The sequence below is a fragment of the Methyloversatilis sp. RAC08 genome (genome assembly GCF_001713355.1).
Taxonomy (GTDB): Bacteria; Pseudomonadota; Gammaproteobacteria; order Burkholderiales; family Rhodocyclaceae; genus Methyloversatilis.
On record NZ_CP016448.1, the window covers coordinates 2925650 to 2948248 of the forward strand.

A 22599-nucleotide genomic window follows, 5' to 3' on the forward strand; every position below is an offset into this window, starting at 1 on the left:
TCAGGCGGCGGCGTCCATCTCGCGTATCACCGCAGCCTTCAGCGCGGCATCGAGCGCGGTCCGCAGCCGCGCCAATTCCTCGATCTGGTGATTGATCGCCATACCGTTCTGACGTAACTCCTCGATCCGGTCTTCCAGCGTGTCGGTTGCTTCGTGGATGCGCTTAACGCTCTCGAGGCGACGCTTCAGCTGCTTCTGATGCTCGCGTACCTGATTTTCCAGCGGCGCCATGATGGCGCGCAACCAGTGCTCGACATCGCGATTCACCACCTCCATGTGCTTGCGCACCTGCACCGCCACCGTTTCGAAGAAGCGCTGCGTAAGCTGTCGCTTTTCCGTCGTGAGCATGTTCAGCCAGGTGTTGAACTGCTGGTGGAAGGCCTTTTCAAGCCGCGTGATGTCCTTTTCGTAGCGCTGGACCGAAAACGGCACCGGCACGCCCAGCCGCAGGTCATGTTCGGAGGAGAAGCGCTGGTACATCGCTTCCATCATCCGGAAAATTTCGTCGATGCTGACGGCCGATTTCTGCAGGCTGCCCCGCACATCGCCGAAGAAGGCATTCATCGCATCGCGCAGCTGCAGTGAAAAGTTGGCCTTTTCCATCTGCTCGCGGGTCTGTGCCGTGCGGGTGCGCAGCGCATCCATGCCCAGATGGGCAAAAAGTGTATTGGTCTGCGACGAAAACACGTTGCGTGTCGCGTAGAAGCGCTCCAGGCCGCGCTCGAATTCCTCCTTCTCGGCACGTACCCGCTTCAGCATGTACTGGATGACACCGCGGTTCTTGCCGCGCAGGTCGGAGAACTCCGCCAGCTGATCATCAACCGCCTTTTTCTGGCCGATCAGCATGTCGTGCGTGCGGGCCAGCAGGCCGCCCGCGTCATGTTCGACCGCTGCGCCGACGATGTCGCGCTTGGCCGGAAGCAGATCTTCGACCAGCGCGCGTTCCAGCTGCGGCAGACGGCTGCGCGCCAGCAGTGTGCCGTCGCGCTGGATGCGTGCCAGCAGGCCTTTCTGGGCGGACACCGGGAACACCCGGTTTGCCGGCAGGTCGAGCGTCGCCGCGCAGGACTCGATCTGGCGCCCGATTTCCGCATCGATCTGTGCTTCGGAACGCAGCCCGTCCCACAGGCTGTCCATCTTGTTGAGCACGGCCAACCGGCCCTGGCGCGAGCCGCCCGCCGCCGTGACATGTGTTCTCCAAACCGACAGATCACTCTGCGTGACGCCGGTGTCCATGCCCAGCACGAACAGTACCGCGTGCGCCGAGGGCAGCAGCGACAGCGTCAGTTCCGGTTCGGCACCGATGGCGTTCAGGCCGGGCGTATCGAGAATGACCAGGCCCTGGCGCAGCAGCGGGTGCGGCATATTGATTACGGCGTGTCGCCAGGCCGGCACGTCAACCATGCCGTTCGCGTCCGGCTGCAGGCCGTTTTCCCCGCTCAGGTCGATGCGGAATCCAAGCTGCTCGGCTTCGCCGATGGTGACCTTGCGCTGTTCGCTGACCCGGCCGAGCACCTGCTGCATCGATGCCGCCGACGTCATGTCGAGCGGCAGGCGGCGCCAGGCACCGGGCTGGGTTTTAAGATCGGACACGGTGGTCGTGCCGCGACGGGTTTCGATCGGCAACAGCTCGATGCAGGCCGGGCGCACCGGGTCGTACATCAGCTCGGTCGGGCACATCGTGGTGCGGCCGGAACTGGACGGCAGTACGCGCGCGCCCTGGTCACCGAAGAAGATGGCATTGATCAGTTCGGACTTGCCGCGTGAAAACTCGGCAACGAAGGCAACGACCAGCCGGTCGTCGCGCAGTTTGAGCAGCAACTGTTCGATGCACTGATCGTTGTGAGCATCGCTCAGATTGCTTTCGAAGAGCCAGCCGCGGATACGGACAATGGTCTGCTCGACGCGCGTGCGCCAGCTGCCATAGACCGATAATTCTTCCTGCATGCTCATTGCGCTCTCCACTCAATCACTTGGCAATCTAGCACACGCGGCGCGCGCTATCTCTGGCAGGTGGTGCAGAAGAAGGTCGATCGGTTGCCCAGACGACGGCTGCGGATGGCGGTTCCGCATACCCGGCACGCCTCGCCGTCGCGGCCATAGACGAAATAACTTTGCTGGAAGTATCCCGGCTGGCCGTCCGTGTGCAGGAAATCGCGCAGCGTGCTGCCGCCAGCGGCCAGCGCATCGCGCAGTGTCTGGCGGATTTCGTCGGCCAGCCTGGCGATCTGCGGTCCGGTCAGCCGGTGTGCCGCCTTGCCGGGCCGGATACGGGCCCGGAACAGGCTTTCCGAAGCGTAGATGTTGCCGACGCCAACCACCACGGCGCTGTCCATGATGGCGAGCTTGATCGCACAGCGTCGATGCGCCAGTGCGCTCGCCAGCGCTTCGGCGCTGAAATCGGCGCCCAGCGGTTCCGGGCCGAGGTGGGCCAGCAGCGGGTGCCGGGCGTCCGGTCCGTCGTGCCACAGCATGGCGCCAAAACGTCGCGGGTCTCGCAGGCGCAGCGTGGCGTCACCGAATACGATATCGATGTGGTCATGCTTTTCGGGCGGTGTGCCGCTCGGCAGCACGCGCAGGCTGCCGGACATGCCGAGGTGAATGATCAGCGTGCCGCGGTCGAGCCGCAGCAGCAGGTATTTGGCACGCCGGTCGATGTCGCGCAGCGTCTGTCCGGGCAAAGACTCAGCCAGATGCACGGGCACCGGCCAGCGCAGTGCGCCGTTGCGGATGGTGCAGGCATCGATCAGGCGGCCGGTCAGCGGGACGGCGATGCCACGACGGGTGATTTCGACTTCGGGAAGTTCGGGCATGAAACGACAAACAGGTGCGCGACGGCCAATCGGGATTTGGAATACCATCACGCGCCGGGGGCTGCAACGATTTCCGGTCGGCGTACTCCAAGGCCTTAACCGCGCAAGCGTACTCTGAACCCACCAGGCGATTCTGCCCATGACAATCCGCCCCCTGCTGCTCGCTCTTGCACTTCCGCTTCTGCTTGGCGCCTGCGCCCAGACCGGCAGCAAGCCGTCAGCCACGGCCGCAGTCGCCGAACAGCCCGAACCGGTGGTCGTTGCGCCGCGCGTGCCGCCGCTTCCCGACGTCGAACTGACGCGCCAGATCACCTATCAGCTGCTGCTCGGCGAGGTCGCGGCCCAGCGCGGCGAACTGGGGCTTTCTGCGTCTGCCTACATGGACCTGGCGCAATCGACGCGCGATCCGCGCATCGCCAAGCGCGCAGCCGAGATCGCCGCCTTCAGCCGGCAGAGCGAAGTTGCGCTGCAGGCGGCCCAGCTCTGGCTGGAACTTGATCCGGAGTCGGTTCAGGCGCGGCAGATGCTTTCCGGTCTGCTGGTCAACGCCAACCGGCCGCAGGAGCTCGAACCGCAGCTGGTCGCGCTGCTGGCGCAGGAAGGCTCGCAGATCGGTGAAAGCCTGCTCCGGCTCAACCGGGTGCTCGGCCGTCTCAGCGACAAGGCCGAAGCCATGCGCATGGTCGAGCGGTTGACCGAGCCCTATCTCACACTGCCCGAAGCGCACTTCGCGCGCGCGCAGTCGGCCATGGTGGCGCGCGAGCCGAAGCGCGCGCTCGAATCGGCCATCCGCGCCAATGAGCTGCGACCGGAATGGGAAGCGGGACTGCTGCTGCGCGCCCAGGCCACCGCCGAATCTGACCAGCTTGCTGCGCGCAAGCTGATGGAACAGCATCTCAAGCGCTACCCGGATGCGCGCGAAGTGCGCATGCAGTTCGCCCGCCTGCTGGTGGCAGAGCGCAACTATGCGGGCGCGCGCAAGCAGTTCGAAATCCTGCTCGGCGGTGCGCCGGACAATGCGGATGTGGTGTTTGCCGTCGGTGTGCTGGCGATGCAGACCCAGGACTACAAGGGTGCCCAGGGTTACTTCACCAAGCTGCTGGGCATGCGCTACCAGGACCCGAATCTGGTCAAGCTCTACCTCGCGCAGCTGGCCGAAGAGCTGAAGGAGAATGAAGACGCGCTGAACTGGTACCAGCAGGTCGGCCAGGGCGATCACTACCTGGGCGCACAAGGGCGTTATGTGCTTCTGCTCAGCCGCATGGGTCGCATCGAGGATGCGCGCGCTCACCTGCGCCAGTTGGCCGACCGGCCGGGCGGCAGCAAGTCGCGTTCGGCCATGCTCGAATTCCAGCTGTTGCGCGATGCCAACCGCGGCGAAGAAGCCGAGGCGGTGCTCGAAGCGGCGCTGGCAGCGGAGCCGGATCAGCCCGAGCTGCTGTACGAAACCGCCATGCTGGCCGAGCGCGATAACCGTATCGAGGTTGCCGAACAGCGGCTGCGTCGTCTGATCGAAGTCAAGCCGGATCACGCGCATGCCTACAATGCGCTCGGCTACTCGCTCGCCGAGCGCAACATCCGCCTTGAAGAGGCGCAGTCGCTGATTGCCAAGGGGCTGGAACTGGCGCCCGACGATCCGTTCATTCTCGACAGCATGGGCTGGGTCATGTTCCGGCGCGGCGATCTGAATGGCGCGCTGACCTATCTCGAGCGCGCGTTCTCGATCCGCCCGGATCCGGAGATCGCCGCCCATCTCGGTGAAGTGAAGTGGCTGCTGGGGCAGAAGGAAGACGCCGTGAAACTGTGGCGTGCCGTGGCTGCCCAGCACCCTGACAACGCAGCGCTCGAATCGACGATCAAGCGCTTCGTTCCGTGAGATCTGCTGTCCGCATGGCGCTCGTTGCGGTGTGCGCAGCGACCCTGTCGGCATGCGCCACGCGGCCGCCTGTCAGCCTCGATGAGCATGCGTTGATCCGCAGCATGGCGCGCGATGAACGGGCCGCGGCGTTTTCCCTCAGCGGGCGTTTCGTCGTGAAGGGGCCTGACCAGTCCGCCTCCGCCAGCCTCGACTGGCAGCACGCGCAGGATCGCGATGAGCTCCAGATCAATGGTCCGCTCGGCAAGGTGCTTGCCCAACTGACCCGGGATGGCAGCGGTGTCCGTCTGGTCGATGACGGTCAGCGCGTCACCCGCGCAGGCACGCTGGACGAACTGGCGCGCGCCGCGTTCGGTGCCGATATTCCGCTGACCGGCGCCGCCTACTGGGTCACCGGGCGGCCGGGCAATGCATCGGTCACGTCGCGTGACGACGCGGGCCGCATCGCAGCGCTGACTGAACGTGGCTGGCGGGTTGAATTCGTCCGCTACGAAGACGACAGCGCCGACGCGCTGCCGCGTCTGATCGAAGCGAGTGACGGCGAACATTCCTTCCGGCTGCTGATCGACGAATGGAGCCCGGTGAAGTGAGCGCCGTGCAATGAGTACCGCCGCGACGAACGCAATCGAATGGGGCGTCTGGCTGGATGCGCCGGCCAAGATCAACCTGTTCCTGCATGTGATCGGCCGCCGGCCCGATGGTTACCATCTGCTGCAGACCGCATTCCGCTTTCTCGATTTCGGCGACCGTCTGCGCTTCACACCGCGCGCCGACGGCGCCTTACGGCGCGTCAATCCGCTGGAGGGTGTCGCCGAGGAAGACGATCTGTGCATGCGCGCGGCGCGACTTCTTCAGTCGGAAACCGGCTGTACCCAGGGTGTTGATATCGAACTGGACAAGCACCTGCCGATGGGCGGCGGTCTGGGCGGTGGCAGCTCGGATGCCGCCACGGTCCTGATCGCACTGAATCGTCTGTGGCGACTCGATCTTTCTCGCGCATCGCTGCAGGCGCTGGCGCTGCGGCTGGGCGCCGATGTGCCGGTGTTCGTGTTCGGTCGCTCCGCTTTTGCCGAGGGCGTCGGCGAACGGCTGCAGGCGGTTGCGCTGCCGGCGGCAGCCTACGTCGTCGTCGCGCCCGGCGTGTCGGTGCCTACACCGCTTGTTTTCGCCGCGCCGGAATTGACACGAAATACCGAACCTTGCAAAATAGCGGACTTTGCTGAGGTCGCTGCTCAGCAACGACTTTTTGGTCGCAATGATCTGCAGCCTGTAGCCGCGCAGAATTTCGCGGCGGTGGCACACGCGATCCGGCTCCTTGGCGAGGAAGTCGGCGAGCAAGAGGTGCGGATGTCCGGGTCGGGTGCTTGTGTGTTTGCACAGTGCGCGACACGCGGGCAAGCCGAAAAAGTGCTGGCGACGCTGTCGGCGCGCTGGCCGGAAGGCTGGCAGGGATTTGTTGCATGCGGCGTTGATGTCCATCCGCTGCACGGAGAAATGAGCGGCGACGGGCAGGGTAGCAAGAACGATGCAGTACAGCTTTGAAGGGTGATGCCGTAAAGGCATTGCAGCAGTTTTGGGGAGTCGCCAAGTTGGTTAAGGCACCGGATTTTGATTCCGGCATGCGAAGGTTCGAATCCTTCCTCCTCAGCCAGATCGCATCGGGCAGACTCGCAGCGCATGCGGGTCTGCCCGAGTTGTTTTCAGGGCTTTGGCGAGCCCGCTGGATGTTGCCGGACCATCGGCGCTTTTGCCGGTGCGGGCAGTGCCGGCCGGTCCGGTCTAAAGTTGAGCTTTCACCACGTATCGCGAGGCAGCATGGCTTACGACAGCCTGATGATCTTTACCGGCAACGCCAACCCGAAACTGGCGGCGGATGTGGCCAAGCGGCTGAACATGTCGCTCGGACGCGCCCAGGTCGGGCGTTTCTCCGATGGCGAAGTGAATGTCGAAATCCTCGAAAACGTCCGCGGCAAGGACGTTTTCGTGCTGCAGCCGACAGGCGCACCGACCAACGACAACCTGATGGAGCTGGTGATCCTGGTCGACGCCCTGAAGCGTGCCTCGGCCGGTCGCATCACGGCCGCCATGCCCTATTTTGGCTACGCCCGGCAGGACCGTCGGCCGCGCAGTGCGCGCGTGCCGATCACTGCCAAGGTGGTCGCCAACATGCTGCAGGCGGTGGGCGTACAACGTCTGTTGACCGTAGATCTGCACGCTGACCAGATTCAGGGCTTCTTCGACATTCCGGTGGACAACATCTACGCCACGCCGATTCTGCTCGGCGACATCTGGAAGAAGGAATACCCGAACATGATGGCGGTGTCGCCCGACGTCGGCGGCGTGGTGCGCGCGCGTGCCTTCGCCAAGCGTCTCGAGTGCGATCTGGCCATCATCGACAAGCGGCGCCCGAAGGCGAACGTGTCGGAAGTGATGAACATCATCGGCGATGTGTCCGGCCGCACCTGCGTCATCATGGATGACATGGTCGACACCGCCGGCACGCTGTGCAAGGCCGCGCAGGCGCTGAAGGAAAACGGTGCCGCCGGCGTGCTGGCCTACTGTACCCACGCGGTGCTGTCCGGTGAGGCGGTGAGCCGCATCGAGCAGTCCGATCTCGACCAGCTGGTCGTCACCGACACCATTCCGCTGTCGCCGGCCGCGCAGGCCTGCAGCAAGATCCGCGTGGTGTCGATTGCCGAACTGCTGGCCGAAACCCTGTTGCGCATCAGCAACGAAGAATCCGTTTCGTCCCTTTTCATGGAATGAACATCGTTCTCTGAAGCGGGACACCCCAGCCGCCTGGTCGCGGGCGGCTTCATCTACCTGGAGTCATCATGTCTATCGAACTCAACGCGAATACGCGCGAAGCACAGGGCACCGGAGCGAGCCGCCGCCTGCGTCGCGCATCGCAAGTGCCGGCCATCATCTACGGTGGCACCGAACCGGCGCTGCCGATCACGCTCGACCACAACGAAATCTTCCACGCCCTGCGCAAGGAAGCGTTCCACGCGTCGGTGCTGACCATCAATGTCGGCGGCAAGAAGGAGTCGGTGCTGCTGCGTGACACGCAGATGCACGCCTATCGCCAGCAGGTCATGCACGTCGATTTCCAGCGTGTCGATCTGACGCACGAGCTGCACACCAAGGTGCCGCTGCACTTCATCAACGCAGAGAATGCACCGGGCGTGAAGATGCAGGGCGGTGTCGTATCGCACGTGATGAACGAAATCGACATCAAGTGCCTGCCCAGCGCGCTGCCGGAGTACCTCGAAATCGATCTGTCCGGCCTGTCGGTCGGTCAGTCGGTTCACGTGTCGCAGATTCCGCTGCCGGCTGGTGTCGAAATCATCGTTCACGGCACTGACCCGGTCGTCGTGACGCTGACGCTGCCGCGCGGCGCCAAGTCCGACGAAGCTGCCGCCACCGACGGCGAAGCCGAGAAGTAATCGCACGCGATGTCCGGGAACGGTGCCAAAGCCGTACCCCGGCTTGTCGTAGGACTGGGCAATCCCGGTCCGGAGTATTCCGAAACCCGGCACAACGCCGGGTTTTGGTTTTGTGAGCAGCTGGCACGCAGGCTCGGCATCACGTTGAATCGTGAAGCGCGCTTCAATGGCCTGGTCGGCAGTTCGCGCGCCGACGGCATCACCGTGTTGCTGCCGCAGACCTTCATGAACCGGTCCGGCCAGTCGGTCGGCGCGCTGGCGCGCTTCTACCGCATCGAACCGGCCGAAATACTGGTCGTACAGGACGAGCTCGACGTGCTGCCGGGCGAGCTGCGTCTGAAGTTTGGCGGCGGTCTCGGCGGTCACAACGGCTTGAAGGACATCAGTGCCCACCTGGCGACCCACGATTACTGGCGCCTGCGCATCGGCATCGGCCATCCGCGCCAGCTGGCGCCGGGTGCGGAAGTCGCCGACTATGTGCTGCACCGGCCGCGTGCCGACGAACAGCGCGATATCGATGCGGCAATCGGGCGTGCTCTCGACGCCTGGCCGTTGATCGCGGCCGGAGACTGGACGCGTGTGTCTACCCTGCTCAATGCAAAGCCGCCCAAACAAGGAAACCCCTCATGAGCCTCAAATGCGGCATCGTCGGTCTGCCCAATGTCGGCAAATCCACCCTGTTCAATGCGCTGACCAAGGCCGGCATAGCAGCGGAGAACTACCCGTTCTGCACGATCGAGCCCAATGTCGGCATCGTCGAGGTGCCTGATCCGCGCCTTGCGGCGCTGTCGGAAATCGTCAAGCCGCAGAAGATACAGCCGGCCATCGTCGAGTTCGTGGACATTGCCGGTCTGGTCGCCGGCGCGAGCAAGGGTGAAGGCCTGGGCAACCAGTTCCTCGCCAACATCCGTGAAACCGATGCCATCGTGAATGTCGTGCGCTGTTTCGATGACGAGAACGTCGTGCACGTGAATGGTCGCGTTGATCCGATCGCCGACATCGAAACCATCGTGACCGAACTGGGCCTGTCCGACCTCGCCGTGGTCGAGCGCACGCTGAATCGCGATACGAAGAAGGCGCGAGCCGGCGACAAGGACGCGCAGAAACTGTGCGCCGTGCTGGAAAAGATGCTGCCGCATCTGAACGACGGCAACCCGGCGCGCACGCTGGCGTTGAGCGACGATGAAAAGCTGCTGCTCAAACCGCTTTGCCTGATGACGCTCAAGCCGGCGATGTATGTCGGCAACGTTGATGAAGGCGGCTTCCAGAACAATCCCTACCTCGACCGCCTGCGCGAACACGCCGCGAAGGAGGGCGCGCCGGTGGTTGCGCTGTGCGCCAAGATCGAAGCCGAACTGGCCGATCTGGACGACGCCGACAAGATGGCCTTCCTCAGCGACCTCGGTCTGGACGAACCGGGCCTGAACCGGCTGATCCGCGCTGGCTACGACCTGCTCGGTCTGCAGACCTACTTCACCGCCGGCGTGAAGGAAGTCCGCGCGTGGACCATCCACAAGGGCGACACCGCGCCGCAGGCGGCCGGCGTCATCCATACCGACTTCGAACGCGGTTTCATCCGCGCCCAGACCATTGCCTTCGACGACTTCATCGCCTTCAAGGGCGAACACGGCGCGAAGGAAGCCGGCAAGATGCGCGCCGAGGGCAAGGAATATGTGGTGAAGGACGGTGACGTGCTCAATTTCCTGTTCAACGTCTGACAGTTCCGCTGCCGCGACGCGGTGTTCGGTGCGCGATAACCCCTGTATTCCTCTGGAAACAGGGGTTTTTTGCGCCCTCGCCTTGCGCTCATCCGACCCGGACTGGGCCCCGGTGGACTATCGTGCGGTTCGCCGGCGGATGTGTCCGCCCGCGCATCCACCTGACATCCGAGAGGCCGCGAAATCATGACTGCACAAGATACGCCCGCATTTCTGCCGCTCACCGGCATTCACGAGCCGTCTGCCATCCAGCAACTGGAAGACGGACGCTTCCTGGTGCTCGAAGATGAAAGGCAGCGCCCGTTCAGTCTGGTAAGCATCGATCCCGACGGACGCGTCGACAGTACGCCGCTGCGACCTGGCTGGCTCGAAGGATGGCTGAATTCCAGCGACGATTTCTGGACGCTCGATGATCTTGAAGGCATCGCGCTCGACAACGCGGGAAACATCCACGCTGTCACGTCGCACTCGCGCGACGGTGACGGTGATGAAAAGAAGTCGCGCGACAAGCTGGTCCGCTTCCGGATCGAGGCGGGCCGGGTGATCGCGCCCAGTGTCGTCAAGGGATTGAAGCCGGCGCTGCTGGCGGCTCATCCGGTGCTCGCAGCGGCTGCCGCAAAACTCGATGTCAAGCGCGAAGGCGGCCTGAACATCGAGGCACTGGAATTCGGCCCGGATGGACAGACCCTGCTGATCGGTTTCCGCAGCCCGCTGCTGGACGGGCGGGCATTGATCGCACGCGTCGAAAACAGTGCAGCGATGTTCGACGACAAGGCGCCTCCGCGCATCGCGCCGTCGCTGATCACGCTCGATCTCGACGGCGACGGCTTGCGCAGCCTGTCCCGCATTCCGTCACTGGGCGGTTACCTGCTCAGCAGTGGTCCGGTGGCCGGCGGAACAGCGCATTTCCGCCTCTGGTTCTGGAGTGGCGTTTCCGGCGAGCCCGCACATCGCGTGGAAGTCGCGGATCTGCCAGGCTTCGAACGTGCCGAAGGCATTTGTCCCGCTGTCATCGCCGGCCAGCCGAAAGTCATCATCGTCAGCGACGACGGCGATCATTCGGACAGTCGTTGCGCCCGCTTCCTGATGCTGGATCCCGCGCAGCTGATCATCGCCCGCTGATGCCGTGGCCGCCCGCGATTCCAGCGTGCCGGAGCTGACGGCTTCAGCGCCGCCTCCGCGCCGGGACGGCGGACGGCGCTGCCGACGATCAGCCCTTCGCTTCCTTGGCCGCCGTCTCCGCCATTTCGGCGCGGACCGCGTCCATGTCCAGCGCGCGCGCCTGTTCGATCAGCTGTTCGAGCTGCATCGCGGGCAGGGCGCCGGCTTCCGAGTACAGAATGATCTGGTCGCGGAACAGCAGCAGCGTGGGAATCGAGCGGATGCCGAATTCGGCGGCGATGCCCTGTTCCTCTTCGGTGTTGATCTTGGCGAACACGATGTCCGGGTACTTCTCCGACGCGGCCTCGAACACCGGTGCAAAATTACGGCAGGGGCTGCACCACGAGGCCCAGAAATCGATGAGGACGAACGGATTGTTTTCTATCGTCGTGTTGAATGTATCGGCGGTGAGGTCGAGGGTGGCCATGGTTATCCTTGGGCTGTCGTGGTGGGGCTTTTGCGGGTGACGGCGCATGGTAGCCGATAGTCGCGCCCCGGTTGCGCCGCACGTGGTGCGTGCGCTGCCGTACGTCGGCCGCTTCGCACCCAGTCCGACCGGGCCATTGCACAGGGGTTCGCTGGTCGCGGCGCTCGCCAGCTGGCTGGACGCTCGCGCGCATGGCGGCCAGTGGCTGCTGCGCATCGAGGATGTCGATGAACCCCGTTGCAGCAAGGCGGCTGCCGACACCATCCTCCATCAGCTTGACGCGCTCGGTCTGCACTGGGATGGCGAGTTGTTGTGGCAAAGCCTGCGCACACGCCTTTACCGCGCAGCGCTCGATCGACTGATTGCAGACGATCTGGCGTTCGCCTGCGCCTGCACCCGGCGCGATCTGGAAAGCCAGCCGCTGTCGCTCGACGGCACGCGCCGCTACCCGGGAACCTGTCGCGATCAGGTCGGCATCTCACCGCGCGCCTGGCGCTTCCGTGTACCGCCCGGTGCGGTGACATTCGACGATGCCATCTGTGGTGTCCAGTCCGTCGACGTCGCGGCGGATGTCGGTGATTTCGTGCTGTGGCGCGCCGACGGTTTCTGCGCCTATCAGCTGGCGGTTGTCGTCGATGACGCCGAACAGGGTGTGACCGATGTGGTGCGCGGCGCCGACCTGCTGTGGTCCACGCCGCGCCAGGTCCTGCTGCAGCACGCGCTCCGGCTCGCGCAGCCACGCTACGCGCATGTGCCGCTGGTGCTTGATGCGCAGGGTGAAAAGCTGTCGAAGCAAACGCGGGCCCGGCCGCTCGAAGCCGCCAATGCAGTTCCGGATCTGGCGCAAGCGCTGTGCTTCCTCAATCACGCGCCGCCAGCGGAAGTCGTCGCCGCCGGCCGCGACGCGCTGCTCGCGTGGGCGATCGGACACTGGCGGCTGGCGTCGTGCGCTGGCGCACTCGAAGTGCAGGATCACTGATTTCCGCACTGCGGCAGCCGTTGTGGGATCGGCGGATGGGATCGGCGAAGGTTTTGTGGGAGCGGCGGCCTGTGGGAGCGGCGGCCTCGCCGCGATCGTGCCGCGACCATCGCCGTGCAAAGTGCGTATCGCGGCGAGGCCGCCGCTCCCACAGAGGAACTCCCACAGAATTCATCGCGTGCAGCGCGGCTTTCCGGAAAGGGATTGCTCCGGCCGCCCCAGTGTCACCAATGCGGCGGGATGTCCTCGCGCGGGTCGGGGGTGTCGGCTCTGCGGTCGGCGTCCGTCTGTTGCGACGACTGCATCTGCTGGTAAAGATGGCGCAACTGCTGCTGCAGCGATTCGATCTGGCGCTGCTGGTCGAACACGGTGCGGTTCAGCGTGTCGAGCAGATCGTCCATCAGCGCGATGCGCGCTTCGAGGTCATCGAGGCGGTCGATTTTCAGTGGTTCAGTCATGCTGGGGGTCCGGTGAGTGTTGCCGGGCGAGCGCCCAGGCGACGTGTTCGCGCACCATGGCCGACGGGTGGTCGGCGCGCGCGTTGAGTGCCGCGATGTTTGCGGCGGACGCCGGTGCATTGCCGAGCGCGACCGCGATGTTGCGCAGCCAGCGCGCATGGCCGATGCGACGGATCGCACTGCCGGCGAGCTTCGCGTCGAATTCGTCTTCGTTCCAGGCGAACAGCTCGGTCAGCGACGCACGATCGAGCCCGTTGCGCACCGCGAAATCGGGTTCCACGGCGAGCTGGGCGTGGCGGTTCCACGGGCAGACGAGCTGGCAGTCGTCGCAGCCATAGATGCGGTTGCCGATCGCCGGTCGCAGCGGCTCGGGAATCGAGCCGTCGAGTTCGATCGTCAGATAGGACACACACAGCCGTGCGTCCAGTTGATAGGGCGCGACGATTGCGCCGGTCGGACACACGTCGATGCAGCGCGTGCAGGTGCCGCAGTGGTCGGGCTGCGCAGTGTCCGCCGGCAGCGGCAGATTGGTGTACAGCTCGCCGAGGAAGAACAGCGAACCGGCGTCGCGATGGATCAGCAAGGTGTGCTTGCCGCGCCAGCCCAGCGCGGCGCGACGCGCGATCTCGACTTCCATGACCGGTGCCGAATCGGTGAAGGCGCGGTAGCCGAACGGGCCGACCTGCGCTTCGATGCGGTCGGCCAGTGCCTGCAGCCGGGCGCGCAGCACCTTGTGGTAATCGCGGCCAAGTGCGTAGCGCGACACGTAGGCAGCGTCGGCATCGTCGAGCACGGCCTGTGCGTCGGCAGCTTCCCGCGGGTCGGGCCAGTAAGGCAGGCGCACGCTGATGATCGACAGCGTGCCCGGCACCAGTTCGGCCGGACGCGCACGTGCCGTTCCGTGTCGTTCCATGTAGTGCATGTCGCCGTGGCGACCGGCGGCCAGCCATTCCATCAACCGGGTTTCCGCTTCGCCCAGATTGATGCCGGCAAAGCCGACCGAAGCAAAGCCGAGCGCCTGCCCCCATTCTCGGACGTGCGCAGCCAGTTCGTCGGGCGAACAGGGCAGGGGCGGTGAAGTGGTCGTTCGAGCGGGCATGGGTCGAGGGGGGTTGGTGCTGCATCGCGCATCAGTGGCGATGGGTTCCGGGCTGCGCGGCCGCAGGTTGATAATGTCGAAACCCCGATTTTGCGTGCATCCCCTGCTCATGACCGACTTTTTAAGCATCGATCTCGCCGATACCGCGGCGACCGAAGCGCTGGGTACGCGCCTGGCGGCGATCCTGCGTCCAGGCCTGGCGCTTTTTCTCGAAGGTGACCTGGGTGCCGGCAAGACCACACTGGTGCGTGGCGTACTGCGCGGGCTGGGCCATACCGGCAAGGTGAAAAGCCCAACCTTCACATTGCTTGAATCTTATGCTATTTCTAGCTTAAACTTCCCGTTGTATCACTTTGATTTTTATCGCTTCGCGGACCCTGATGAATTCATTGAAGCAGGTCTGGACGAGTATTTCGGGCAAACCGGCCCGGCCGGCGGCGTCTGTCTGGTCGAGTGGCCGGACAAGGCCGGCAGCCATCTGCCGCCGCCCGATCTGCGCATCGAGCTCGCCGTCGCCGGCGACGCGCGACGTGCGCAGCTGTCCGCCTGCAGCGAAGCGGGGCGCGCATGTCTAGAGCAGCTCGTTCAGTCCGGCGGGAGGTAGCGGCCGGCATCAGCCGACGCAATTTCCTCGGCTTTTCCGGCGCTGCACTGCTGCTGTCGGTCAGCCCTGCCGGGCAGGCGGCGCTGTCTTCGCTGGTGGCGGTCCGGGTCTGGCCCGCCCTCGAATACACCCGCATCACGCTGGAATCCCGCGCCGAGCTTAAGTTCTCGCACTTTCTGGTCAAGGACCCGGAACGCCTGGTCATCGATCTCGAAGGGCTCGAACTGAACAATGTTCTGGGCACGCTGCCGGGCAAGATTTCAGACGCCGACCCCTACATCAAGGTGATCCGCGCCGGCCGCAACAAGCCGGGCGTGATCCGGCTGGTGATCGAACTGAAGACCGAAGTTCAGCCGCAGGTATTCACCCTGGCGCCGGTCGGGCAGTATGGTCACCGGCTGGTGATGGACGTTTATCCGCAGCATCCGGTCGACCCGCTGATGCAGCTCGCGCGTCGCGGTGACATCGTCTACGAGGGTGAGGCGACGCCTGACCAGCCGGATGCGCCCGCGCAGTCGGCGCCCGCGAAAGACCCGCCGTCGCAGACGGCGAAAGCGGACGTCAAGGCCGACCCGAAGGCGTCACCGGCCGAGGACACGGGTGACGTCAGTCGTCTGGTCACGATCGTGCTCGACCCCGGTCACGGTGGCGAAGATCCGGGTGCGATCGGGCGGCGCGGCAGCTACGAAAAGAACGTGACGCTCGAAGTGGCGCAGCGGTTGCGCGCCAAGATCGATGCCGATCCCACGATGCGCGCCGTATTGACGCGCGATGGCGACTATTTCGTGCCGCTGGGAACGCGGGTGGCCAAGGCACGGCGCGTGCGTGCCGACCTGTTCGTGTCCATCCATGCCGACGCTTTCGTGCGGCCGGATGCACGCGGCAGTTCGGTATTCGTGCTGTCCGGCAGTGGTGCGAGCAGTTCGGCGGCGCGCTGGCTGGCGCAACGCGAGAATTCGGCCGACCTGATCGGTGGCGTCAATCTCGATGTGAAGGACAAGTACCTCGCGCGCACCCTGCTTGATCTGTCGCAGACCGCGACGATGAACGATTCGATGAAGCTCGGTCGCGCCGTGCTGGGCGAGTTGGGCGGCGTCAACACGCTGCACAAGCCGCATGTCGAACAGGCCGGCTTCGCAGTGCTGAAGGCGCCCGATGTGCCGTCCATCCTGGTCGAAACCGCCTTCATTTCCAATCCGGAAGAAGAAAAGCGGCTGACCGACGACGTCTACCAGGACAAGCTGGCCGAAGCCATCCTGCGCGGCATCAAGCGCTACCTCGCAAAGAATCCGCCGCTGTCCAAATCGCGCATGGTCATGCTGTAACGGCTGCACCTGCCGCGCCGCGCCGCTTCAATCTGCGCCGCGGCAGCAACTGATTCAGTGCATGGCGGCCAGAAGGTCCGCCTTGCGGCTGGCCATGCGGGTGCCCAGTTCGACCAGATCGATGGACGACGACTTGACCTTGGGGAACATTTCGGTCTGCTCTTCCTTCACGTGATGCTTCACGTACTCGGACAGCACCTTCACCTTGGCGTCATACATTTCGCCATCCGGTGTGACACCGTCCAGCTGGGCGATCAGATCCTTGACGCCGGCATGTTCGACCGTCGCTTCGGGCACCAGCAGCTTGTCCTTCAAGGCTGCCTTGACGTCGGGGTAGAAGATTTCTTCCTCGATCTGCGCGTGCACGCTGAGCGCCGTGCAGATCTCCTTCACCAGCGCCATCTTGGTGGCAGGCGTTCGTTTCTTCTCGTATTCGGCAAACATGCCGCTCACTTCCTCGTGATCGGCCTTGAGCAGGGCGATCGCATCCTTCGGCGGCGCACTCGATTTCGTGCCCGAACTGGTTTTCGTGATGGTGGTCATGGGGAGCCTTTTAGGGTTCGCACAGCGATGAAAACGTCACATGAAAATCGCGATCAGGATGATGATCGGGATAGGAATGCCGAGCAGCAGCAGAAGGATCGAACGCATGGCAGCCTCGCTAAGTCGTGTGTTGAATGCAGGGGTCAGTCGTCGCGCAGACGGCCACCAAAGGTGGCGGCAAGGCTGGCCGCGAACGCGCCGAGCAGCAGGGAAACGAAAAGCCACAGCGCGCCGTAGGCAGTCGCCTTGCGCGTCGTGTCGGCGGCGGCTCTGGCAGTTGCTTCCGCCTCACGCACCGTGGCCTGCGCGCGGGCGTACATGTCGGTCACCCGCTTTTCGGCGTCCTGCTGCGACAGGCCGGTGCGTTGCGCCACGATCTGGCCGACATGACGGACGTCGTCCTGCGGAAGCGCGTCGGTTCTGCTCGCATTCATGAAGATGCGACCGATTTCGGACGCCTCTTCCGCGCTCACGCTGGCCGGCTCGGGCAGTGGGTCTGTCGTGCCGTCGACTGCGGTCGCCCGATTGTTCGGGGTCGCGTCACGACGCAACATGGAATCGACGACATAGCGTATCGACCCACCGGCGTCGTCCGGAGCCATTCCTGCGGCCGCCCCGGCCGACGCAGCCACGGTGGTGGCGACACCCGCTGCGACCGTGCTGCCGGCCTGAAGGCCATTGCCGACGACGGAACCGACTGCCGAGGTCAGCAAGGTGGCGGTCACCAGTGTTGCAACAGCCCAGGCAAGGAAGCCGTGCGCGGTGTCGCGGAAGTACACTTCGTTGGAATGAACGTCAGCCCAGCGCGTCCGGAGCCGACCGGCGAGATAGCCGCCGGTCGCCGCAGCCACCAGTTGGGTCAGGGTCAGCCACACGATGGTCGATACGCCGAAGCTGGTGGCACTGATGCCCTGCTGCGACCACGGTGAAACCGAGGACAAGCCCAGACCGGTGCCGAGGATGAGCAGGATCAGCGACAGGGAGGCCGCCGCCGCCGCACCGGCGACGATTGCACCCCAGGCCACGGCGCTTGCGGCCGGACGCGAAGAGCCGACGTGGCCGCCGGAAAATACCCGACGATCGATCTGTGCTTCTGGATTTGCTGCAGTGAATTGAGTCATTGAATGTCCATGTGTCGAGTCTTGGCCGGAATCGCAGACAGGTCGGTGCCCGCCCGCACATTGATGCCTTGCACGGTAAGGGCCTCTTTCCGCGCGGTCTGTTCGCTGACACACCACGGAGCGAACACGATGACCGGCTGAGGAGTGACGTACTGTGGGAGCGGCGGCCTCGCCGCGATCGTGCAGCGATGGTCGCCTTGCAGAGTGCGTATCGCGGCGAGGCCGCCGCTCCTACAGGAGCCGCTCCCAAGAGAAGCGGATGCGTCGCCGAGGAACGGAGCGGGGTGTTTCGGCGAGCACGGCTTGCCGCCCGCAGAAGTCGGCCGGAAAGCTGCTTGATGCACGTCATGCCCGGTCCGGGACCGGTCTTCTAGAATGGCGCGCATGAATGCCCCCGAATCCGTCGCCGAGTTGCTGTCTGCCGAACCCGCAGCGCTGCCCTGCTATCACTGCGGGCTGCCGGTGGATGGCATGCCGCGCTACCGGGTGCGCATCGACGGGCAGGACCGCCCGATGTGCTGCGCCGGCTGTGCCGCGGTCGCGGAGGCGATCAGCAGCGGTGGTCTGGAACAGTTCTACCGCCATCGCGATACGCTGCCCGAAGCCGCACCCGAGGCGGGTGGCGGGCGCGATCTGTCGGTTTATGACCTGCCGGAGGTACAGGCCGATTTCGTGCGCAGCGTGGCGCATGCGCAGTGTGCCGATGCGCGCGAGGCGCTCCTGATCATCGAAGGTATCCGCTGTGCCGCCTGCGTGTGGCTCAACGAGCAGCACGTCGGGCGGCTGCCGGGCGTGCTGACGCTGGACATCAATTACGCCACGCGCCGCGCCCGCATCGTGTGGGACCCGGCGCGCATCACGCTGTCGGCCATCCTGCAGGCGGTCGCCGATATCGGTTACCAGGCCTGGCCGAATGACCGGGCGCACGCCGAATCGGTCGCGCGCAACGAGCGGCGCGATGCGCTATGGCGCCTCGCGGTCGCCGGACTCGGCATGATGCAGGTCATGATGTATGCGTGGCCTGCCTACGTCGCCGGCGAGCTGGAACTGTCCGACAGCATCGCCGCGCTGATGCGCTGGGCCAGCCTCGTGCTGACCGCGCCGGTGGTGTTCTACTCTGCCGCGCCTTTTTTTTCGCGCGCCTGGCGCGACCTGATGGCGCGCCGCGTGGGCATGGACCTGCCGGTCGCACTCGGTGTCGGCTGCGCGTTTGCCGCCAGCCTCTGGGCCACCGTCACGCGCTCGGGCGAGGTGTATTTCGACTCGGTCACGATGTTCGTCTTCCTGCTGCTGGCCGGCCGCTATCTCGAAATGGTGGCGCGCCAGCATGCGGTGCGCGGCGTCGAAAATCTGGCGCAGGTGATGCCGGCACTGGCGCAGCGCTTCACGGCCTGGCCCGGCACGGCGACCGAAGCGGTGCCGGTGGTTCGACTGATCGTCGGCGACCATGTCGTCGTCGCGGCCGGCGAAGTCATCCCGGCTGACGGCCGGCTGGTCGATGGGCGCAGCGAGGTTGATGAAAGTCTGCTGACCGGCGAATCGAAACCGCAGGCGCGCGGGGTCGGTGATCGGGTGGTCGGCGGCAGCCTGAACATGGTGTCGCCGGTGGTGCTTGAGGTCGAACAGGTGGGCGACGCAACGCGGCTGGCGGCCATCCGCCGCCTGATCGGCCGCGCCTCGGCGAGCCGGCCCGACGTGGTGCAATTCGCCGACCGCATCGCGCTGCATTTCGTGTCGGCGCTGATCGTGCTGGCCTGCGCCACGGCGGCGGTCTGGCTGTGGATCGAGCCGGCGCGCGCGCTGTGGATCTTCGTGTCGGTACTGGTCGTGAGCTGTCCGTGCGCGCTGTCGCTGGCCACACCGGCAGCGCTCACCGTGGCCACCGGCGTATTGTCGAAAAGCGGCCTGCTGGTCACCCGTGCGCATGCCATCGAAACGCTGGCGCGTGTCACCCATGTGGTGTTCGACAAGACCGGTACGCTGACCACGGGAGACATGCACGTGCAGGCCCTCGTGCCGCTGGGTACGCTGTCTGCAGCGGATGCGCATGCGCTGGCTGCCGCACTGGAACAGCATTCCACGCATCCGATCGCGCGCGCGTTGCGCCAGGCTGCCGGCGATGTGCCGCTGCCCGAGGTCAGCGCGCTCGAAGCGGTCACCGGACAGGGTGTGCAGGCCCTGCATCAGGGCCGCACGCTGCGCCTGGGTCGCGCCGATTTCGTCTGTGCGGCGTCGGGCTGTGCGCTGCCCGACGTGCCGGATGGCACGGCGACACCGGTCTGGCTGGGCGACGACGAGGGCCTGATCGTCCGCTTCGACCTGATCGACACGGTGCGCAGCGGCGCGCCCGAATTGCTGGCCCGACTGCGTGATCGCGGCATCGCGGTCACGCTGCTGTCGGGCGACGCACCGGCGCCGGTGGCAGCGCTGGCCAATGAACTGGGCATTGCTGACGCGCACGCGCGCATGAGCCCGGAAGGGAAGCGCGCCTTCATCGAAGCACTGCAGGCGAACGGTGCCGTGGTCGCCATGCTGGGCGATGGGGTGAACGATGCGCCGGTGCTCGCGCAGGCTCAGGTGTCGGTCGCCATGGGCAGCGGCACGGAACTGGCGCGCGCCCAGGGCGACATGGTGCTGCTGTCGGCCGGCTTCGCGGCGCTGACCCGCGGCTTCGACACCGCGCAGGCCACACTGACCGTGGTGCGGCAGAACCTGCGCTGGGCCTTTGCCTACAACATGCTGGCCATTCCGCCGGCGATGTTCGGCTGGATCACGCCGTGGATGGCCGGCGTCGGCATGTCGCTCAGTTCGCTCGCCGTGGTGCTCAATGCGCTGCGTCTGCAGCGTCGGGATGCGAAATGAAGGGCGTCGACTGATGGACATCCTGTGGCTGCTGGTGCCGCTTTCGGTGCTGATCGCGCTGGGCATCGGCATCGTTTTCGTCTGGTCGGCGCGCAGCGGGCAGTTCGACGACCTCGAAGGGCCGGCTCACCGCATGATGATGGATGACGACCGCGCGCCGCTGAAAGCGCCCGAGCGCGACGGCACGGATGGTTGATATCGATTCGCGCGCCGCATTCGTGATCCGCATCGCTGGAACGAATGCGCGCCCGGGATAGACTCATGACTGTGACGTCTGCCAGAGGAGAACGGAAATGACGAGTTGCACCGAACACGCGCACCACGATCACCAGCACGGCCCGAACTGCGGCCATCGCGCTGTCAGCCACGACGGCCACGTCGATTACCTGCATGACGGCCACCTGCACCATGTGCATGGCGACCACGTCGACGAACACGTCGTGGCTGTAAGCGCGACCAATCCGGCGGCCTGCACACCGCAGCACCAGTGCGCCGCCCACGCGGCCGACCACGTGCATGGACCGGGCTGCGGGCACGACGCCGTGCCGCACGGCGATCACGTCGACTATCTGGTCGACGGGCACCTGCATCATCCGCACGGTACGCACTGCGACGACCACGGGCCGCTCAAGGCGGCCTGATGCGCAGTATGGCCTGCGCGCGGCTATCATGCGCGCAGGTCAAGTCCTGCGTCCGTTCCATGTCCCTTCATCCAGCCGGCGCCGCATGGCACGCGCCGGCGCTGTTCATGCCGTCCGCCCTGCGCGGCTGGCTCACCGATCCGCACTCGCTCACGTCGCGCATCCGCGCGCGCTGTCGCGCCTTTTCGGTACGGCCGCTGCGTCAGTGCGCCGCGCGTGGCGAACGCGACGAAGTGCCGCTGCTCGGCGTGCCGCCAACGCAACAGGTGCGCGTGCGCGATGTGCTGCTGTACGCCGACGGCGTGCCGGTGGTGTTTGCGCACAGCGTGGTGCGCCTGCATGACGTGACCGGTGCCTGGCACATGTTTGCCGGTGTCGGCGTGCGACCGCTGGGCGAGTTGCTGTTTGCCGACGCGCGCATTGCGCGTTCGCCGCTGTCGGTGCGCCGGCTTGACGACCGCCATCCGCTGTACCGGCGGGCACGCGCGGCCGGCATCGTGACCGATGCACCGCTGTGGGCGCGCCGTTCGCTGTTTCTGCGGGCCGGCCGGCCGCTGCTGGTGACCGAAGTGTTCCTGCCGGCGATCGCGGGGCTGGCGCCATGAATCTGCTGGCACGGCTCAATGCCTGGGAACGCCTGATGCGGCTCGACAAGCCGATCGGCATCCTGCTGCTCGCCTGGCCCACATTGTGGGCGCTGTGGGTCAGCGGCGGCGGCAAGCCGTCGCCCTTCATCGTTTGGATATTCATGCTGGGTACGGTGCTGATGCGCAGCGCCGGCTGCGTCATCAATGACTTTGCCGACCGCAACTTCGACGGCCATGTCGAGCGCACGCGCAAGCGGCCGCTGGTGACCGGCGAAGTCGGCACGCGCGAGGCGCTGCTGCTGGCCGCCGCGCTCGCGCTGTTCGCTTTCATCCTGATCCTGCCGCTGCACCGGCTGGTCATCCTGCTGTCGTTCGGCGCGCTGTTCCTCGCCGCGAGTTACCCCTTCACCAAGCGCTTCTTCGCCATTCCGCAGGCCTGGCTGGGCGTCGCCTTCGGCTTCGGCATCCCGATGGCCTATGCGGCTCAGCTCTACACCGTGCCGAACGAAGCCTGGTTGCTGCTCGCCGCCAATGTGTTCTGGGCCATCGCCTATGACACCGAATACGCGATGGTCGACCGCGAGGACGACCTGAAGATCGGCATCCGCACGTCGGCCATCACCTTCGGCCGCTTCGACGTCGCCGCCGTGATGATCTGTTACGGCGTCACGCTGTCGCTGCTGGCGATCTATGGTCAGCTGGAAAATCTCGGTCTGCCGTTCTACCTCGGTCTGCTGGTCGCAGCCGGCATTGCCACCTACCATTACACGCTGATCCGAGAGCGCGACCGCGCACGCTGCTTTCGTGCCTTCCTGCACAACAACTGGCTCGGGGCGGCAGTGTTCGCAGGTATCGTGGCCGATTACGCGTTGCGCTGAAACGCGGCGTAAGTCTGGCCGGCGGCTGGCGTTAACCCGGCATCGACATCGGTTTCTGGAG

At 65.4% G+C, this 22599-nt stretch carries 24 protein-coding genes and 1 tRNA gene; 17 read left to right on the forward strand and 8 right to left on the reverse strand.

The features are described 5' to 3' along the window. Both BSY238_RS13430 and mutM read right to left on the reverse strand, forming a co-directional pair. Positions 1 to 1953, reverse strand: coding sequence for a dynamin family protein (locus tag BSY238_RS13430; RefSeq protein ID WP_069039588.1), 1953 nt, complete (start codon positions 1951 to 1953; stop codon positions 1 to 3). Positions 1954 to 2000: 47 nt separating this feature from the next. Continuing rightward, positions 2001 to 2813 carry a bifunctional DNA-formamidopyrimidine glycosylase/DNA-(apurinic or apyrimidinic site) lyase gene (mutM, locus tag BSY238_RS13435; RefSeq protein ID WP_069039589.1) on the reverse strand — a complete coding sequence of 271 codons (813 nt, stop codon included), beginning with the start codon at positions 2811 to 2813 and terminating at the stop codon, positions 2001 to 2003. 139 nt (positions 2814 to 2952) lie between these two features. Here mutM and BSY238_RS13440 point away from each other — a divergent pair, with 139 nt between their 5' ends. The 9 genes from BSY238_RS13440 (at position 2953) to BSY238_RS13480 (ending at position 10975) form a co-directional block, all read left to right on the forward strand. Beyond that, complete coding sequence (locus BSY238_RS13440; RefSeq protein ID WP_190295017.1) at positions 2953 to 4689, forward strand: tetratricopeptide repeat protein; 1737 nt, start codon at positions 2953 to 2955, stop codon at positions 4687 to 4689. Between the two features lie 14 nt (positions 4690 to 4703). Then, entirely contained in the window at positions 4704 to 5279 is a 576-nt protein-coding gene (gene lolB, locus BSY238_RS13445) for a lipoprotein insertase outer membrane protein LolB (RefSeq protein ID WP_069039590.1), read from the forward strand. A 10-nt stretch (positions 5280 to 5289) separates the two neighbouring features. Next, complete coding sequence (gene ispE, locus BSY238_RS13450) at positions 5290 to 6231, forward strand: 4-(cytidine 5'-diphospho)-2-C-methyl-D-erythritol kinase (protein ID WP_069039591.1); 942 nt, start codon at positions 5290 to 5292, stop codon at positions 6229 to 6231. A gap of 32 nt (positions 6232 to 6263) precedes the next feature. Beyond that, positions 6264 to 6340 (forward strand) — tRNA-Gln (locus tag BSY238_RS13455). 164 nt (positions 6341 to 6504) lie between these two features. Beyond that, entirely contained in the window at positions 6505 to 7455 is a 951-nt protein-coding gene (locus tag BSY238_RS13460; RefSeq protein ID WP_069039592.1) for a ribose-phosphate pyrophosphokinase, read from the forward strand. A 68-nt stretch (positions 7456 to 7523) separates the two neighbouring features. Next, a complete protein-coding gene (locus BSY238_RS13465) occupies positions 7524 to 8135 on the forward strand; it encodes a 50S ribosomal protein L25/general stress protein Ctc (RefSeq protein ID WP_069039593.1) in 612 nt (203 codons plus the stop codon). A 9-nt stretch (positions 8136 to 8144) separates the two neighbouring features. After that, complete coding sequence (gene pth / locus BSY238_RS13470; RefSeq protein WP_069039594.1) at positions 8145 to 8765, forward strand: aminoacyl-tRNA hydrolase; 621 nt, start codon at positions 8145 to 8147, stop codon at positions 8763 to 8765. After that, entirely contained in the window at positions 8762 to 9853 is a 1092-nt protein-coding gene (ychF, locus tag BSY238_RS13475; RefSeq protein WP_069039595.1) for a redox-regulated ATPase YchF, read from the forward strand. Before pth ends, ychF begins: the two co-directional genes overlap by 4 nt. Before the next feature lie 186 nt (positions 9854 to 10039). Beyond that, positions 10040 to 10975, forward strand: a complete 936-nt coding sequence (locus BSY238_RS13480; RefSeq protein ID WP_069039596.1) for a DUF3616 domain-containing protein — start codon at positions 10040 to 10042, stop codon at positions 10973 to 10975. Between the two features lie 88 nt (positions 10976 to 11063). Here the strand turns inward: BSY238_RS13480 and trxA are convergent, their stop codons facing one another. Further along, complete coding sequence (gene trxA / locus BSY238_RS13485) at positions 11064 to 11441, reverse strand: thioredoxin (RefSeq protein ID WP_069039597.1); 378 nt, start codon at positions 11439 to 11441, stop codon at positions 11064 to 11066. Between the two features lie 46 nt (positions 11442 to 11487). On the opposite strand from trxA, the gene gluQRS reads away from it, so the two are divergent. Next, positions 11488 to 12420, forward strand: a complete 933-nt coding sequence (gene gluQRS / locus BSY238_RS13490) for a tRNA glutamyl-Q(34) synthetase GluQRS (RefSeq protein ID WP_069039598.1) — start codon at positions 11488 to 11490, stop codon at positions 12418 to 12420. Between the two features lie 224 nt (positions 12421 to 12644). On the opposite strand, the gene BSY238_RS13495 is transcribed toward gluQRS, so the two are convergent. Both BSY238_RS13495 and queG read right to left on the reverse strand, forming a co-directional pair. Continuing rightward, entirely contained in the window at positions 12645 to 12878 is a 234-nt protein-coding gene (locus BSY238_RS13495) for a SlyX family protein (RefSeq protein ID WP_069039599.1), read from the reverse strand. After that, entirely contained in the window at positions 12871 to 13977 is a 1107-nt protein-coding gene (queG, locus tag BSY238_RS13500; RefSeq protein ID WP_069039600.1) for a tRNA epoxyqueuosine(34) reductase QueG, read from the reverse strand. The genes BSY238_RS13495 and queG overlap by 8 nt, the downstream gene beginning before the upstream one ends. A gap of 73 nt (positions 13978 to 14050) precedes the next feature. Here queG and tsaE point away from each other — a divergent pair, with 73 nt between their 5' ends. Further along, positions 14051 to 14581: a tRNA (adenosine(37)-N6)-threonylcarbamoyltransferase complex ATPase subunit type 1 TsaE gene (gene tsaE / locus BSY238_RS13505; protein ID WP_223300136.1), complete on the forward strand. Its 531-nt coding sequence runs from the start codon at positions 14051 to 14053 to the stop codon at positions 14579 to 14581. Further along, positions 14545 to 15906: an N-acetylmuramoyl-L-alanine amidase gene (locus tag BSY238_RS13510; protein ID WP_069039601.1), complete on the forward strand. Its 1362-nt coding sequence runs from the start codon at positions 14545 to 14547 to the stop codon at positions 15904 to 15906. Before tsaE ends, BSY238_RS13510 begins: the two co-directional genes overlap by 37 nt. 54 nt (positions 15907 to 15960) lie before the next feature. Here the strand turns inward: BSY238_RS13510 and BSY238_RS13515 are convergent, their stop codons facing one another. The 3 genes from BSY238_RS13515 to BSY238_RS18430 all read right to left on the reverse strand — a co-directional run bounded on the left by BSY238_RS13515 (position 15961) and on the right by BSY238_RS18430 (position 17956). Then, positions 15961 to 16449, reverse strand: a complete 489-nt coding sequence (locus BSY238_RS13515) for a hemerythrin domain-containing protein (protein ID WP_069039602.1) — start codon at positions 16447 to 16449, stop codon at positions 15961 to 15963. Positions 16450 to 16592: 143 nt separating this feature from the next. Further along, the gene (locus tag BSY238_RS13520) at positions 16593 to 17570 is read right to left on the reverse strand and encodes a hypothetical protein (protein WP_223300137.1); all 978 of its coding nucleotides are present in this window, start codon (positions 17568 to 17570) and stop codon (positions 16593 to 16595) included. Further along, positions 17567 to 17956, reverse strand: a complete 390-nt coding sequence (locus tag BSY238_RS18430; protein WP_150123944.1) for a hypothetical protein — start codon at positions 17954 to 17956, stop codon at positions 17567 to 17569. Before BSY238_RS18430 ends, BSY238_RS13520 begins: the two co-directional genes overlap by 4 nt. Here BSY238_RS18430 and BSY238_RS13525 point away from each other — a divergent pair. The 5 genes from BSY238_RS13525 to ubiA all read left to right on the forward strand — a co-directional run bounded on the left by BSY238_RS13525 (position 17955) and on the right by ubiA (position 22538). Beyond that, positions 17955 to 20432, forward strand: a complete 2478-nt coding sequence (locus BSY238_RS13525; protein ID WP_069040685.1) for a heavy metal translocating P-type ATPase — start codon at positions 17955 to 17957, stop codon at positions 20430 to 20432. The two genes, BSY238_RS18430 and BSY238_RS13525, sit on opposite strands and share 2 nt — an antisense overlap. Positions 20433 to 20445: 13 nt before the next feature. Beyond that, the gene (gene ccoS / locus BSY238_RS13530; protein WP_069039603.1) at positions 20446 to 20628 is read left to right on the forward strand and encodes a cbb3-type cytochrome oxidase assembly protein CcoS; all 183 of its coding nucleotides are present in this window, start codon (positions 20446 to 20448) and stop codon (positions 20626 to 20628) included. Between the two features lie 97 nt (positions 20629 to 20725). After that, on the forward strand, positions 20726 to 21073 hold the full coding sequence (locus BSY238_RS13535; protein ID WP_069039604.1) for a hypothetical protein: 348 nt from the start codon (positions 20726 to 20728) through the stop codon (positions 21071 to 21073). A gap of 59 nt (positions 21074 to 21132) precedes the next feature. After that, positions 21133 to 21678: a chorismate--pyruvate lyase family protein gene (locus BSY238_RS13540; RefSeq protein WP_069039605.1), complete on the forward strand. Its 546-nt coding sequence runs from the start codon at positions 21133 to 21135 to the stop codon at positions 21676 to 21678. Next, positions 21675 to 22538 (forward strand): 4-hydroxybenzoate octaprenyltransferase, encoded by an 864-nt coding sequence (gene ubiA, locus BSY238_RS13545; protein WP_069039606.1) that lies wholly within the window; start codon positions 21675 to 21677, stop codon positions 22536 to 22538. The genes BSY238_RS13540 and ubiA overlap by 4 nt, the downstream gene beginning before the upstream one ends. Positions 22539 to 22599: the final 61 nt, after the last annotated feature.